Origin of the sequence: Methanobrevibacter sp. V14, from assembly GCF_963082475.1 — an archaeon.
Classification (GTDB): domain Archaea; phylum Methanobacteriota; class Methanobacteria; order Methanobacteriales; family Methanobacteriaceae; genus Methanocatella.
Window position 1 is genome coordinate 35,209 of sequence record NZ_CAUJAM010000004.1, and the last position, 15,175, is coordinate 50,383.

At 30.9% G+C, this 15,175-nt stretch carries 15 protein-coding genes; 14 read left to right on the forward strand and 1 reads right to left on the reverse strand.

All coding sequences use genetic code 11. The features are described 5' to 3' along the window. The first annotated feature begins 44 nt into the window (after positions 1–44). The 9 genes from Q9968_RS01825 (at position 45) to Q9968_RS01865 (ending at position 9,746) form a co-directional block, all read left to right on the forward strand. Positions 45–1,034 (forward strand): ABC transporter permease, encoded by a 990-nt coding sequence (locus Q9968_RS01825; RefSeq protein WP_305512954.1) that lies wholly within the window; start codon positions 45–47, stop codon positions 1,032–1,034. After that, the gene (locus Q9968_RS01830) at positions 1,034–1,894 is read left to right on the forward strand and encodes an ABC transporter permease (protein ID WP_305512956.1); all 861 of its coding nucleotides are present in this window, start codon (positions 1,034–1,036) and stop codon (positions 1,892–1,894) included. The genes Q9968_RS01825 and Q9968_RS01830 overlap by 1 nt, the downstream gene beginning before the upstream one ends. A gap of 8 nt (positions 1,895–1,902) precedes the next feature. Continuing rightward, on the forward strand, positions 1,903–2,844 hold the full coding sequence (locus tag Q9968_RS01835) for an ABC transporter ATP-binding protein (protein WP_305512902.1): 942 nt from the start codon (positions 1,903–1,905) through the stop codon (positions 2,842–2,844). Beyond that, the gene (locus Q9968_RS01840) at positions 2,834–3,445 is read left to right on the forward strand and encodes an ATP-binding cassette domain-containing protein (protein WP_305512904.1); all 612 of its coding nucleotides are present in this window, start codon (positions 2,834–2,836) and stop codon (positions 3,443–3,445) included. The genes Q9968_RS01835 and Q9968_RS01840 overlap by 11 nt, the downstream gene beginning before the upstream one ends. Positions 3,446–3,917: 472 nt before the next feature. Further along, the gene (locus Q9968_RS01845; RefSeq protein ID WP_305512906.1) at positions 3,918–4,727 is read left to right on the forward strand and encodes a hypothetical protein; all 810 of its coding nucleotides are present in this window, start codon (positions 3,918–3,920) and stop codon (positions 4,725–4,727) included. 663 nt (positions 4,728–5,390) lie between these two features. Continuing rightward, positions 5,391–6,257 (forward strand): tRNA pseudouridine(38-40) synthase TruA, encoded by an 867-nt coding sequence (gene truA, locus Q9968_RS01850; RefSeq protein WP_305512908.1) that lies wholly within the window; start codon positions 5,391–5,393, stop codon positions 6,255–6,257. 70 nt (positions 6,258–6,327) lie between these two features. Continuing rightward, the gene (gene wecB / locus Q9968_RS01855; RefSeq protein WP_305512910.1) at positions 6,328–7,650 is read left to right on the forward strand and encodes a non-hydrolyzing UDP-N-acetylglucosamine 2-epimerase; all 1,323 of its coding nucleotides are present in this window, start codon (positions 6,328–6,330) and stop codon (positions 7,648–7,650) included. Further along, entirely contained in the window at positions 7,634–8,722 is a 1,089-nt protein-coding gene (locus Q9968_RS01860) for an ATP-grasp domain-containing protein (protein ID WP_305512912.1), read from the forward strand. The genes wecB and Q9968_RS01860 overlap by 17 nt, the downstream gene beginning before the upstream one ends. 1 nt (position 8,723) lies before the next feature. Then, on the forward strand, positions 8,724–9,746 hold the full coding sequence (locus Q9968_RS01865; protein WP_305512913.1) for a hydantoinase/oxoprolinase family protein: 1,023 nt from the start codon (positions 8,724–8,726) through the stop codon (positions 9,744–9,746). Here the strand turns inward: Q9968_RS01865 and Q9968_RS01870 are convergent. Then, positions 9,743–10,309 (reverse strand): CDP-2,3-bis-(O-geranylgeranyl)-sn-glycerol synthase, encoded by a 567-nt coding sequence (locus Q9968_RS01870; RefSeq protein ID WP_305512915.1) that lies wholly within the window; start codon positions 10,307–10,309, stop codon positions 9,743–9,745. The genes Q9968_RS01865 and Q9968_RS01870 overlap by 4 nt on opposite strands. A gap of 135 nt (positions 10,310–10,444) precedes the next feature. On the opposite strand from Q9968_RS01870, the gene tes reads away from it, so the two are divergent. The 5 genes from tes (at position 10,445) to Q9968_RS01895 (ending at position 14,850) form a co-directional block, all read left to right on the forward strand. Further along, positions 10,445–11,953: a tetraether lipid synthase Tes gene (gene tes, locus Q9968_RS01875; RefSeq protein WP_305512917.1), complete on the forward strand. Its 1,509-nt coding sequence runs from the start codon at positions 10,445–10,447 to the stop codon at positions 11,951–11,953. Positions 11,954–12,041: 88 nt separating this feature from the next. Next, positions 12,042–12,527, forward strand: a complete 486-nt coding sequence (gene hacB, locus Q9968_RS01880) for a homoaconitase small subunit (RefSeq protein ID WP_305512919.1) — start codon at positions 12,042–12,044, stop codon at positions 12,525–12,527. Positions 12,528–12,539: 12 nt separating this feature from the next. Further along, entirely contained in the window at positions 12,540–13,160 is a 621-nt protein-coding gene (locus Q9968_RS01885; protein ID WP_305512921.1) for an HVO_0476 family zinc finger protein, read from the forward strand. Positions 13,161–13,169: 9 nt separating this feature from the next. Then, positions 13,170–14,450 (forward strand): tRNA (N(6)-L-threonylcarbamoyladenosine(37)-C(2))-methylthiotransferase, encoded by a 1,281-nt coding sequence (locus Q9968_RS01890; RefSeq protein WP_305512923.1) that lies wholly within the window; start codon positions 13,170–13,172, stop codon positions 14,448–14,450. A 199-nt stretch (positions 14,451–14,649) separates the two neighbouring features. Continuing rightward, complete coding sequence (locus tag Q9968_RS01895) at positions 14,650–14,850, forward strand: histone family protein (protein WP_042691314.1); 201 nt, start codon at positions 14,650–14,652, stop codon at positions 14,848–14,850. Positions 14,851–15,175 lie beyond the last annotated feature (325 nt).

Below are 15,175 nucleotides of genomic sequence, written 5' to 3' on the forward strand. Positions count from 1 at the left end.
ATTTTTTTTTTAAAATAGTTTTTAACATGTATTAGTTTTTGAGTATTGATAATATGGATTCACGTATGATGCTTTTTTTTAGGAATAAGTTAATTCATTTCATTGTTTTGATGGTAGCAGTTTCGATTTTTAGTTTTTTATTATTGGATCTTTCGCCTATTGACCCTGTTAATGCATATTTAAGAGAAACTCCTGTGACTGAAGCTCAAAGAGCATTATTAGAACAGTATTGGGGTGTAGGTCAACCTATTACCACTAAAATATTTAATTGGTTTACTAATTTTATTCAAGGAAACCTTGGAAATTCATTAATTTTTAGAAAACCTGTAAGTGATGTTATATTTGAGAAATTCACAGCATCTTTAGTATTAATGTTATTATCCTGGGTTATCAGCGGGTTATTAGGATTTGTTTTAGGTGTTGTATCAGGTAAAAATAGGGGATCATGGATTGATAAAATCATAAGGGTTTATTGTTATATCTTGCAGTCAGCACCAACCTTTTGGATAGCATTACTTATTTTAGTAATTTTTTCAGTAGAACTGGGATGGTTTCCAGTTGGATTAGGTGTTCCCATTGGAGTGTCGAGCACGGATGTAACGATATGGCAATGGCTTGCAAGACTTGTGCTGCCAACGCTTACATTAAGTATGGTTGGTGTTGCACCAATTGCATTGTATACACGTAATGAACTATTAAATGTATTGTCTTCAGATTATGTGTTATTTGCCAAATCTAGAGGTGAAGATGGTTGGGATTTAATCGAAAGACATGGCATACGTAATATTTTATTACCTGCCTTAACATTACAATTCTTAAATTTCAGTGAATTGTTTGGAGGAACAATACTTGTAGAACAAGTATTTTTATATCCTGGAATTGGTCAAACTGCTGTTGCTGCAGGTCTTCAAAGTGATGTGCCATTATTATTGGGGATAGTTGTAATAAGTGCAGTATTTGTGTTTGTTGGAAATTTAATTGCAGATATCTTATACTACTTTATTGATCCACGTATTAAGGAGAATGAGGTATGATGTTTAAAAAGAAAAGTGATGATAAAAAGCCTTGGTTTATATATAATGCTAATCTCCGAACTAAAACATTGGTTATAATTGGAATATCTACACTATTTTTATTAGTTATCCTAATAAGTAGTATGATTATTGATGTATCTTCATTAACCACTAATTTTTCACAGTTTAATCAATTGCCTTCTTTTGAGCATATTTTCGGTACTGATTGGATGGGTCGGGACATGTTTGTAAGAACTGTTGCAGGACTTGGATTGAGTATGGGAGTAGGGGCTTTTGCATCTGTCATAAGTACAGCAGTTGCAATTGTCTTAGGATTGTTTTCAGGAGTTAATAGAATATTAGATGAATTTGTTGCAGGAATAATAGATTTGTTCTCAGCTATTCCACATATATTGCTTATTATTTTATTGTCAATCTCTTTTGGTGGAGGATTTTATGGGGTAATTATGGGTGTTGGTTTAACTCATTGGACACCATTAGCTCGTATTTTAAGGGCTGAAGTAAAGCAAATACAAACAATGGAGTTTATTAAAGTAGCTGAACAACAAGGTAAATCCAAACTATGGATTGCAACAAAGCATATGTTCCCATTATTACTTTCACAAATTGTGGTGGGTGTTATATTAATGTTTCCTCATGCAATTATGCATGAAGCAGGTATTACTTTCTTAGGATTTGGTTTATCTCCACATGAACCGGCTATTGGTATTATTTTAGCTGAATCCATGCAATATTTGTCAAATGGTTGCTGGTGGTTAGCATTTTTCCCTGGTGTTTCTTTATTAATCATTGTATTGTTATTTGATTTGATTGGTGAGTATGTACATAAGTTATTAGATCCATCTGAGGCTCAAAATTAGGTGTTTTTATGGAATTATTAAGTGTTTCAAATTTATCAATAGGTTTTACTCAATATGTTCAAGGACTACAACAAAGGGAACTAAAAGTAATCTCTGATTTATCATTGGATGTTGAAGAGGGAGAAGTTGTAGCTATTCTAGGGTCTAGCGGGTCAGGCAAAAGTCTACTTGCTCATGCTATATTGGGAATTCTTCCAAATAATGCAACATGCACGGGAGATATTAGTTTTAAAGGTAAAGTTTTAACAGAAGAAGATAAAAAGGCCATTAGAGGTAAAAATATCTGTTTAGTTCCACAATCAGTCAATTACCTGGATCCTTTAATGAAAGTATCGCAGCAAGCTATTGGAAAAACGAATGGTGAAGAAGATTATAAACGTAAAAAATCCCATCAAAGAGAAGTATTTGCTAAATATGATCTAGATGAATCTGTAGATGTAATGTATCCATTTGAACTATCTGGAGGTATGGCGAGAAAAGTTTTACTTTCAACCGCATTATTGTCTGATCCAGATTTATTAGTTGCTGATGAACCAACACCTGGATTAGATGCTAAAAGCGTAGAAGAAACAATCAATGATATTAAAAGGTTAGCTGAAGATGGTAAAGGCATTATTTTAATTACTCATGATATAGAAGTAGCTATTAGAACTGCTAATAGAATTGCAATATTCTATTCAGGTTATGTAATTGAAATTAATCAAGTAGAAAACTTTAAAGATGTTAATAAGTTAATGCACCCATATTCAAAAGCATTAATAGGAGCTTTGCCGGATAATGGATTTAAATTAACTGAGGGCGCCCAACCATTAAATGATGAAGAAGGTTGTATTTATTATAAAAATTGTCCAATAAGAAAAGAAATATGTAAAGATACTAAGCCATTATTATGTGATATTGGAAATAATAAAGTTAGATGTCACCTGTGGGAGGAATACGATGAAACTTGAAGGAAATAATATTTCATTTGCTTATAAAAAAGATTCACCTATATTAAATAATATCTCTATAAGTGTTCCTGATGATAAAGTAATAGGTTTAATTGGTGATAGTGGTAGTGGTAAAAGTACTTTATGTAAAATACTTTCTGGTTATATTCCAAGATACGAAGGAACTGTAACAATTGATAATAATCCTATAGATTCTAAGGATTATAATCCTGTACAACTTATATTTCAACATCCTGAAAAAACTATGAATCCAAAATGGAAAATGGAAAATATTTTGGAGGAATCATGGGTTCCATCAAAAGAATTAAGAGATACATTTGGTATTTCTGATGGTTGGTTAAAAAGATGGCCTAATGAGTTATCTGGGGGAGAATTGCAAAGATTTTCAATATTGAGATCTTTACATCCTAAAACAAGATTTATCATTGCAGATGAAATCAGTACCATGCTTGATACAGTAACACAAGTACAAATATGGGATGTATTATTAAATTATGCTAAAAAAAATAATATTGGAATTTTAGCTGTAAGCCATGATAAATCATTACTTGAAGTAGTATCAGACGAAATATTTTATTTCAACGAATTAAATAAAAAATAATTCTTTTATTTAATTTCATTTATTTTTTTAAACAATTTACCGTATTGATAATTAAAGATCCTACTGTAAAAAAATTCGCTGATTTTTGTTAAATTTAGTTTTTGAAAATACGGATTTCTCAAACCATCTGATGTCATTGAGTTTTATTTTCTTTTTTGCACTCTTGCATGTTCTTTTTATTTTTTCTGGAAATATTGTTTTAAATTATATCATTATCAAACAGACTCTTCACATACCTTTTTTGAATTTTCAATTTATACCTATTCGTCTAGGTTTTTTATAAGTTAATCTTCCATAAAAAACACCTTCAGAAATTAATCTCAATAAGATTTTATAAAAACAAAATTGAGTTTAACACAAATTACATGAATAGTAAATAACTTAATATGTTAGTAGATTAAATAATATTGATTATGTACTTTTGTACATAAAACTATATAAATGTTAGACATATTTTACAGGTGTGGAAAAAATGTTGAATAAAAAATTTGTTTTACTTACGATATTTATTGTAAGTTTATTAGCAGTTACGGCCGTAACTGCTATTGAGAATAATGAAAATAGCATGACGGGTTTGTCAGAATCTGATATTTTGGATTCTGAAAATAATATGGATAAAATTAATTCACGTGATCATGATGATGACGATGATGATTTCTCAGCAGTTGGAAATAAGAAAAAAGAAAGCGACTTAGAAATCGATTCAAAAATTGTAAAAAGCGGTAAAAAAGTTAAAATTACCAGCTATATTTTTGATGATGAAACTGATAAAATCGCAAAAACTGCAAAGGGGAAGGTATCATTAAAAGTTGATGGTAAAAAATATTCGGCTAAGGTTAAAAACGGAAAGTTTTCAATAACATTTAAAGCTCCATCCAAAGCTAAAAGATATGTGTGTAAAGTAAAATATAGTGGAGATTCTAAGTATAGAGGCGATTCCACTACATTTAATTTAATAGTCAAGAAATCTGCTACTAAAAGTAAATATGTCAATATTAAGGTAGCAGTTAAAAATAATAAATATGTTACAAAATATAGTGGAAAATATAAGATTAAAACTTATCAAAAGGAAACACCTAAAGGTTTTAAACTTAAAATATATGTATATAAAAATGGTAAAATTGTAAATCCTGATAATTACTTATCTAAAGTTCACTTTAAAAATAAAGGTCAGTGGAAATGGAGTAATTGGGATGATGGGGAAGATGAGTTAACTTATCATGACTATTGGTATTACAAATCAGTAAAGACCGATAAGGTTATGGTAAAACTTAGAAAATAATTGTCAAACACGTTTATGATTAGGAGGAAGATAATAGGTTAATATAGTAAATATACATTTAAATACTTATATTGCATTTTATTATTTTTTCATAAAAAATTATTACATTTTTTTTATTTTAATTATTTATGCTTGTTTCTTTATTTTTAAGGTATGTTTATTTGAAATTATGATGTTAGAGCAAATTAATATTTATTTTTCAAGATAATGTTTTTAATAATTGTTTTTTGAAATATAACTCATTTTGATAAATTTTCGGGTTTGTCAGTTTATTTTAATAAAGTCATTTGCTTCAGTTATATTAAAATATCTAAATGCATATTAACTGTTTTTTTATTATATTTAATTTAATTGGTTCATTTTAATTTTTAAGCTATAATTAAAGATTAATTATATGCTAAGTTTTATATGCTTATTACTACTTATAATTATTTGGATTATTTAATTATTTGAATAATTGGGATGATAAAAATAAAATATAATATGCATGCTCTATCTTTCAATTTTTTATTTTTAATTTTTATTATCTCTGCTGTATTGACGAATTGATACGGGATCCGTTATAAATGTCATATAACTGTAAATAGCTATCAAAGTATAGCTATTTGCTCTCATATTATTTTTCAATAAACTTTATTTTACATTGAGTTTAATAGTATATTGATGAAGAGAACAGCACTAAAAATTGGATATATAGGAATTAATTTCCATGGTTTTCAAAGACAACCTAATCTTAGAACAGTTGAAGAAGAGTTAATCTATCATTTACGTAAGTTAAACTATATTGATGATTTAAAAAAGTCTAGATTTAGAATTGCAGGTAGAACTGATGCAGGAGTTCATAGTTTAGGCAATGTAATTAGTTTTCAGTCTGAAAAAGAAGTTCGTGTTAACGAAATAAACAATTCTTTACCTGATGATATTCAAATTTTAGCAAGTGCGCCGGTAAGATATGCTTTTAAACCGAGATATGCTCAGATGAGACAATACCGTTACATGCTCTTTCAGGATTTGGATATTGATAAATTAAATGAATGTGCTGAATTATTTAAAGGCACTCATAACTTCACTAATTTTACTAAAAGATTTCAAAAAACAACTGTCAGGTCTATTGACGATATTAAAATCACGAAAGTTAATTTCACCGATTATCACAAAAGAGACTTCCCAAATCTTCATGAAACGCTATCTCCAATATTTGTGGATATTTATGGCGAATCATTTTTATGGAACATGGTTCGTAAAATGATGAGGGTCTTTGTAGATGTGGCTATTGGAAAAATGGATTTGGATGAGGTTGAAAGATTATTAAATCCCAAAGAAGATGAACCAAGAGCATATATTAAAGTTATGGAGCCGGACTATCTTATCTTAATGGACATTCAATATGATGGAGTCAAGTTTAATCATGACAATTATGCCTGTGAAAGATTTAGACGTGACCTTGTGGGGTCATTGACGGATTTACAAAAGAGATATGCAATTCGTGAAGCTATGATAAAAAGTTTAGAGGATCTGCACGGTTTTTAATTCCCCAGCATTTCAATTGTTTATAAAAAGTTTTAAAGTATTTTACATATATATTATTTAAGTGATTATTATGAAAATAGCAACAATTTTAGGAACACGGCCTGAAATTATTAAGATGGCACCAATTATTGATGAAATCTCAAAAAGAAACATCAATCAAATAGTTTTACATACAGGCCAGCATTACGATAAAGAAATGTCAGATAACTTTTTTAAAGACTTGGAACTGCCAACTCCTGATTATAATATTCATGTTGGTTCCGGCACTCATGGAAAACAGACTGCTTTAATGATGAGAGGTATTGAAGAGGTACTTCTTGTGGAAAAGCCTGATATTGTACTTGTTCAAGGGGATACTAATGCTGTATTGGCAGGAGCACTTGTAGCTTCTAAATTACATATTGCTGTTGGCCATGTTGAAGCGGGACTTAGATCTTTTGACATGACAATGCCTGAAGAACTTAATCGCAGAGCTGCGGACGTTGCTTCTATAATGTATTTTATACCAACGGAGGAGTCAGCTATTAATTTACTGTCTGAAGGATTTTCACATAAAAATCTTTTCATAACAGGCAATACTGTTGTTGATGCCTGTTTTAGACATTTGGATTTAGCTAAAAAGAGAGGTTTTGAAGATGAATCTCTTACTGGCTTGGATATTGAAAACATGGAAAATATTGCAACTTTAACAATGCATAGGGCAGAGAATGTTGATATTAAAGAAAGGGTAGTTAACATCATTGATGCTTTAAAAGAATTGTCTGACTTGAATATTATTTTTCCAATTCATCCGAGAACTAAAAAAACTTTGGAAAACTTTGGATTATTTGATGAATTGAATGATTTAGACAATGTTCATATTGTAAATCCGGTAGGTTATCTTGATTTTTTACTTTTAACTTCAAAATCAACTTTAATTTTAACCGATTCCGGAGGTCTTCAAGAAGAAGCCATTACTTTAGATGTGCCTGCATTAACGTTAAGATATAATACTGAAAGGCCAGAAACAGTAACGGCAGGAGGCAATATTCTTGTCGGATCTGACAGACAGGCCATAGTTGAAAATGCTTGCAAAATCCTTGATGATAAAGAATTTGCAGATAAAATGAAAAATGCAAAAAATCCATATGGTCAAGGAAATTCCGCAAAATTAACAGTTGATGCTATTGAAGATTATTATGATAAGGGGTTACTTGACATTGAAGCTCCAGAAGATATTATGGATTCATTTACAAGGAAAATGGCTGAAATTACAGAAAATGTAACTGTTGGCGAATTTGAAAAAACAGAAAATGCTTTGATTCACATGGCTTATGATGGGGATAAGATGTGTTTTCCGGCTGATGATTTAAATTTAAAAGGCATGATGATTACTTATGATAAAAGAGAATGAGTCCATATTGGTATTTGAGTATTTTACCGCTTCTGGCGAAAAAGACAAGTGCATTATTTCAGAAGCAGAAGCATTATTGTTTGCTCTTTTGGATGATTTGAAGGATTTTAATGTTGATGTTGTAGTTAATAAATCCTATGAATATATTATAAAAAATTATGATAATGCAAATCCTATTTTAATTGATTGTGATGTTGTTGATTGGTTAGTTGACAATGCAGCAAACTTTAACAATGCTATTTTCATATCTGCAGAAAACAACAACAATTTATACAATATTGCTAGAATATTGGAAGACAATAATGTTAAAACATATAATTCATCAGCTGAAGCTTGTTTTAAAACATCGGATAAGTATGAAACTTATGAATCATTGCCAATGGATGTTCCTCAACCAAGAACATTTAGATTTAAAATCGATTCAAAAGGATACTGGAAAAGGGCAATTGAAAATCTGCATGAAAAATGGCAATCAGAAGATCCTTTAACTCCACTTAAATTAATCATAAAACCATTGATGGGTGTTGACTGTGAAGACATTGTCATAATTGAAAACATTGAAGATTTAACTTTGGATTTGGATAAAATTTTCAAGCCCGGTTCCCGTGTGATTGTTCAGGAATATATTGATGGGATTGATATTAGTGTCAGTTTAATTTCGGATGGCAAAAAGGCAATTCCTATAAGTCTCAATGAACAATATGTTGAACTTAAAAATGATAAAGGAATTTATCTGGGTGGTAAACTACCATTTGAAAGTAAATATGAAGATGAAGCTTTTAGAATTGCAACAAAAGCTATTGAATCTATTGAAGGTATAAAGGGTTTTGCCGGTGTTGATTTATTAATAAATTCAGATGAAAAAGATGTTTATTCGGTTTATCTTTTAGAAATAAATTCCAGATTTACAACACCTTATGTAGGATTGAACAAAGTGGCTAATTTCAACATTGCCAAATCCATTATCGAACTAATCGATGGAGAAATAGCTATTGGGGAGTTAGATATTTCTCTAGATGGTGAAATTGAATTTAAAAAATCTGGAGACTCATTAAAAATTAGGAGAATATAACATGAAAATTGCAGGATTTGACATTGGGGGTGCAAACACCGATTTGGCAATAGTTGACTTTGAAGAAGGTGAAATTAAGAATATTGAAGTTGACTTTGCATATCTGCCAATGTGGAGTAATAATGATGATTTGTCACAAGTTTTAATTGAACTGATTGAAAACATTTGTCCGGTTTCTGAAATTGATGCTGTAGGTATTTCAATGACTGCTGAACTTGTCGATGCTTATGACACTAAAAAAGATGGAGTTTTGGATGTGGTTAAAAAATGTGAAGATACGTTTTCATGTTCCGTTGCATATGTTGGTGTTGATGGAATGTTATCCAGTGAAGAAATTGAAAAAACCCCACTTAAAGCGGCGGCTGCAAATTGGATTGCAACAGCTCAAATTGCAACATTAATATCTGATAATTGCATATTTGTCGATACTGGAAGTACAACAACGGACATTATTCCTATTAAAGATAGTAAAGAGTGCGCAATCGGAAAATCTGATTTTGATAGGTCTGCAACTGGTGAGCTAGTTTATACAGGTACTCTGAGAACCTCTCTTGCAAGTTTTTTGGATAAGGTTGAATTAAATGGAAAAACTTACAGGGTAGCTAGTGAACTATTTGCTCAAACTGCTGATATTTACACAGTATTGGATTTAATCACTGAAGATGATTATATCTGTGATACTTTTGATGGTGAAGGCAAATCTAAAATTGAATGTGCCCGCAGAATTGCACGTGTAGTCTGTGCTGATTTAGAAATGTTATCTATGGAGGATATTGTTGAAATGTCTAAATTTGTTCATCAAAAACAAGTTGAACAAATTGCTGATGGCCTAAAACAGGTTGTCGATACTCAAAAATTAGATTTAATAGTGACAACAGGTCTTGGAAAAGATATTTTAGATAGAAAGGCAGCTGAATTTTTAAAGTTGGAGGTTAAATCAATGGGGGATATCTTAACTGATGATGAATGTACTGTTGCTCCAGCTATTGGAACGGCAGTTATGATGGAGAAGTATTTAGTTTAATACCATATATCTTTTAATCCAATTAAATAAGCTCCACCATTAGCTATTAAGTGAATTATCAAGGTTAATATAAGGGCAATAATGATAAATATCCAATCAACACTAACTAAGGGTGTTGCAAAAATTATTGCGATTATTATAAAATCTAATTGGTCTAGAAAGGGAACAGGTTGGCCTCTTTCAATTCTAAGTCTTCTTTTTAAAAAACTGCCTAAAGCATCACCAACCAATGCTCCAAAACCTAATAAAAATCCAATCAATATTCCATTAGCTACATTAGTCACAATTGGGGTTATTAAATAAGGTTCAACGCCATTTAAAATCATAGGGGCTAGATATCCTTGAATGGCACCAGTAATCATACCAATTAACGTTCCAGCAATTAGCCCTCTCCAAGTAACTCCATCTCCAATCCAACGGTTACCTTTTGAGTCACATTTTCCAAAATCAATTGGTGTTCCTCCACCGAATGCTAATGCCCCTCCATTTGAAAAATATGCTGGAAGAATAAAATATAATGTGGTTAAGAATGCTATTGAAATTATTTGAATATTGAATGCCATTTAATTTTTTCACCATTTGAAATTATACTTATATACATATATAAAATTAATAATATTTAAATATTAAATTGTTTTAAATATATTATATTATGTAAGTTTGTACTAATAGAATTTTATTAGTAAAAAGGTGATTATTTGAAAATAAAAAATACAAAAAGTTTATGCCCAGAGTGTGGAAAACCTGTTGATGCTGAAGTTTTCGATGAAGATGGGAAAGTTTTCATCAAAAAAACTTGCGATGAACATGGAGAGTTTGTAAACACTTATTGGAGTGATGAGAGTTTATACAATCGGATGGAGAATTTTATTCCAACAATTACGGGTGTTGATAATCCTTGTGTTGAAGATACTGCTTCCTGTCCAAGTAATTGTGGTTTATGTTCAAAACATGAGACTTCTACGGTATTAGGATTAATTGATGTAACAAATAGGTGTAATTTAAAATGTCCAGTCTGCTTTGCCAATGCTGCAGCGGCTGGTTATATTTATGAACCTACTCAAGATGAAATTAGACAAATGCTTAGAAATTTGAGGAATCTAAAACCTTATCCCTGTCCTGCTATTCAATATGCTGGTGGAGAACCTACTGTCAGAAAAGATTTAGTTGATCTTATTAAAATGGCAAAAGAAGAAGGTTTTACTCATGTTCAAATCGCCACTAATGGTATCAGATTAGCTAAAAGAGATAATTTTGCTAAACAACTTAAAGAAGCAGGATTGAATACAGTTTACCTTGCCTTTGATGGAGTAACTCCCGAACCTTACATTTACAATAGGGCTAGGAATTTGCTTCCAGATAAAATTCAGGCTATTGAAAACTGTAGAAAAGCTGGTTTGGGCGTTGTTCTTGTACCGACTTTAGTTAAAGGCATCAATGACCATCAAGTTGGAGAGATTATTAAATTCGCATTTGATCACAATGACATAATTTATGGAGTAAACTTCCAACCGGTCTCCTTTGCTGGAAGGACTCCTGCAGATCATGTTGAAGAACAAAGAATTACTATTCCGGATTTTGTTAAAATTATTGAGAAGGAAACTGATGGCCAAGTACCGACAAGTTCTTTTTACCCGCCATCTTCTGTAGAACCAATTGCTGAGTTTATTTCTCGTTTACATGGTGAAGATTCAGCAAAAGTAACTTTAAACTGTCATGAGCATTGTGGTATAGCTACTTATGTGTTTAGAGAAAAAACTGAAGGTGAGGGTAAAGACAAACTAATTCCAATCACTGACTTTATTGATGTTGAAGATTTATTTAATAAATTAAAGGAATATAATGAAATACTCAAAAAAGGTAAATTCGGGTCTCGTAAAAGGGTTTTAGCTGGTTTAACAGGAAATCTTACTAAAATGGTTCATACCAGTAGAACTCCAAAAGATTTGGATATTACTAAGGTCTTATTAAATGTATTCGTTAAAGGGGATTATGACGCTTTAGGGGACTTTTCTAAAGATGCAATGCTTATCTCATGCATGCACTTTATGGATCCGTTTAATTTTGATGAAGATAGGGTTAAAAAATGTGTTATCCACTATGCAACACCGGATGGTAGGATTATTCCATTCTGCACATTCAATTCAATGTATCGTCCGGGTGTTGAAAAGAAATTCGCAAAACCATTAAAACGAAAAAAGGAATAAACTTACAAAAATCACCTTAACTTCGTATTTGCGATTTTTCAGATACTTTATTTTTTTTTATTTATTAATCTTTTTTAGAGTGATACTTATGGATACTATTGAAGGAAAAACATGGATCTTTGGGGGGAATATTGATACTGATGTTATTATTCCTGGAAGATACTTAAGAACATTTGATCCTCAAGATTTAGCAGATCATGTTCTAGAAGGTGAAAGGCCTGATTTTACTCAAAATGTTGAATCTGGAGATATCATAGTGGCTGATGAAAACTTTGGTTGTGGTTCTTCAAGGGAACAGGCGCCCGTTGCAATCAAAACTGCTGGGGTAAGCGCCATTGTTGCCAAATCATTTGCGAGGATTTTTTATAGAAATGCAATAAATATCGGGCTGCCGGTTATTGTTTGCGATATTGAAGCTAAAGATGGAGATGTTATTAGTATTGATTTGTCAAAAGGAACATTGGTTAATAAAACCACAGGGGTGTCAAAAACTTTTGAACCATTTAAAAAATTCATGTTGTCTATATTAGAGGATGGAGGATTAGTTAATCACTATTTAAATGATTCTGAATAAGGAGGCATAAAAATGGATTGTCCAATTTGCGGGTCGGATAATATTGAAATATTAAATTCAAAACAAAAAACAACAAAAAAGAAATTTACAGAAGAGTACTTATTAAAATGTGAAGATTGCGGTCATGTGTACAGGAACATTATTTCTCTTAAGAAACCTAGACCTTACAGATTAATTATTTCAGAGCAGGACAAATCTCATAAAACCACAATTGATTTGTCTCCAAGCGATAACTTAAAAGTTGGCGACACTTTACTTAGTGATTTAGGTCAAGTTGAGGTAACCGGTATTGAAATTGGAGATAGGCGAGTAAATAAATCAAAACTGGAAGATGTTGATACAATTTGGGCTTCTTCAGTTGAAATTCCAGCACGTATTGGATTTTCAGTAGATTTGCATGGTGAAGTTGATTCATATAAACTCGACCTTGAAAGGGATTTTGAAATAGCTCTTGGAGATATTATTAAACTTGATAAACACATAGTTAAAGTACATGTTATTAAAACACAGGAAAGAAAATTAACTTCTGGCTTTGCAAAAGCAGGAGTAATCAAAAGAGTTTATTCTAAACCAGTTAAATTCAATAATTATGATTATGATTTAACTAGAAATATTTTTAAAAAAACTAAATAAGGTATCTAAATGAAAGTTTTCATTGAATCTTATGGTTGTACATTTAACCAAGCAGATGGACAAATCATCGCTGGAAATTTGCAAGAAAATGGTATGGTTCTTGTTGATAATATTGGGGAAGCAGATGTAATCATTGTAAATACTTGCTATGTCAAATTGCCTACTGAAGATAAAATGACTTACAGGATTCAAAAATTAAAAAAAGAGTATCCTGATAAAAAAATCATTGTTGGAGGATGTATGGTTGAAATCGATCCTGAAAAATTAAATAAACTCGGGGAGGATATTTCATGGATTGGCCCACATCAATTAAATAAATCTGCCCGTGTGGTTAATGCATCATATTGTGGAGAAATTATTCGTGAAACAGGATTTTCAAAAGAATCTAAAGTTGGCATTCCTAAAGTCGGGGATGATAGTTTAATTCATATTCTTCAGATTTGTGAAGGTTGTTTAGGGGCATGCACTTTTTGCTGTACTCGTTTTGCGCGAGGACCTTTAAATAGTTATTCTATTGAAGATATTGTTGCTGAAGCACAGGAAGCTATTGAAAATGGTGCTTGTGAAATACAATTGACTGCTCAGGATACTGCGGCATTTGGTCGGGACAGTGGTGTAAAACTATCTGATTTAATTAAAGAAGTGGCTAATTTAAATGGAGATTTCAGAGTTCGTGTTGGAATGATGCATCCTAAAAACATATTAAATGATGTTGATGGAATAATCGATGCAATAAAACATCCGAAGGTATATGATTTTATTCATTTACCTGTACAAAGTGGAAGTGATAAGGTATTGTCCGACATGAGAAGAGGCCATACCATCTCACAATATAAGGAAATTGTATCAAAATTTAAAAAGGAAATTCCAAGTTTGACATTGGCTGTTGATATTATTGTTGGATATCCAACTGAAAGTGATGAAGATTTCGGTGAAACTGTAAAATTATTAAAAGAGATAAAACCAAGTTTGATACATCTGTCAAAATATCAGCATAGAATTGGTGCAATTTCATCATCTCTAGTTGAGATTCCTCATGAAATAATGAAAAAAAGATCAAAATTTTTGTCTGAAATTAAACAGGAAATAACCAAAGAAGAAAATAAGGAATTAGTCAATACGGTTCAAAATGTTTTGGTTGTTGAAAAAGGTTCTAAAGGTGGATATATAGCAAAAACTAATTCATATATTCCAGTTATTGTTGAGGATGTTGAATTGGGAACCTTTGTTGATGTAAAGATAACTGAAGCTACCTCAACTTATCTTAAAAGCGAATTATTGGAAGAATAATTTTTTAATTTTCTTACTATTCTTATTTTTATATAATTGTCTTTTTTTATGCTTTAAATTTTTATAATATCTATATTTTTTTTTAATATTCAAAAGTATTTTGTAACAGTTATTGTGGTATAATATGAGCGATTATTATTGAGTTTTACCGATACCTTTATATACTATTGTTTACTATCTTTTAATTGGAGGTGTAATTATGAGTGAATTACCAATCGCACCAGTCGGTCGTATCTTAAAAAATGCTGGCGCACAAAGAATTAGTGACGATGCAAAAATTGCATTAGCTGAAGCATTAGAAGAAAAAGGTGACGAAATCGCACAAAAAGCTGTTAATTTCGCACGCCACGCTGGTAGAAAAACTGTAAAAGCTGAAGATATCAAATTAGCAATCAAATAGATTTACTAATTGTTTATTTTCAAAATAGCTTATATAATAAAATCTATTGGCCATTTTTCTTGGTCAATTTTTTTTATTTTATCTAATTAATTTTAACTGCTTGTTCTATTCAACTAAGAAAAGTTTATATATTAGAAACATGATAGACAACAGAAGATATTTGAAATTTACTCTCAAAAATGGGGAATAGAAACTAATTACAACACATTAAAAACAGATATTACATCGAAAATTACACCTAAAAACGACAAATATCCATCGAACAATAATCAAATTATGCATCAAATCGTCTGAAAAAATTTAAAAAAAACAGAAAATTGGCCAG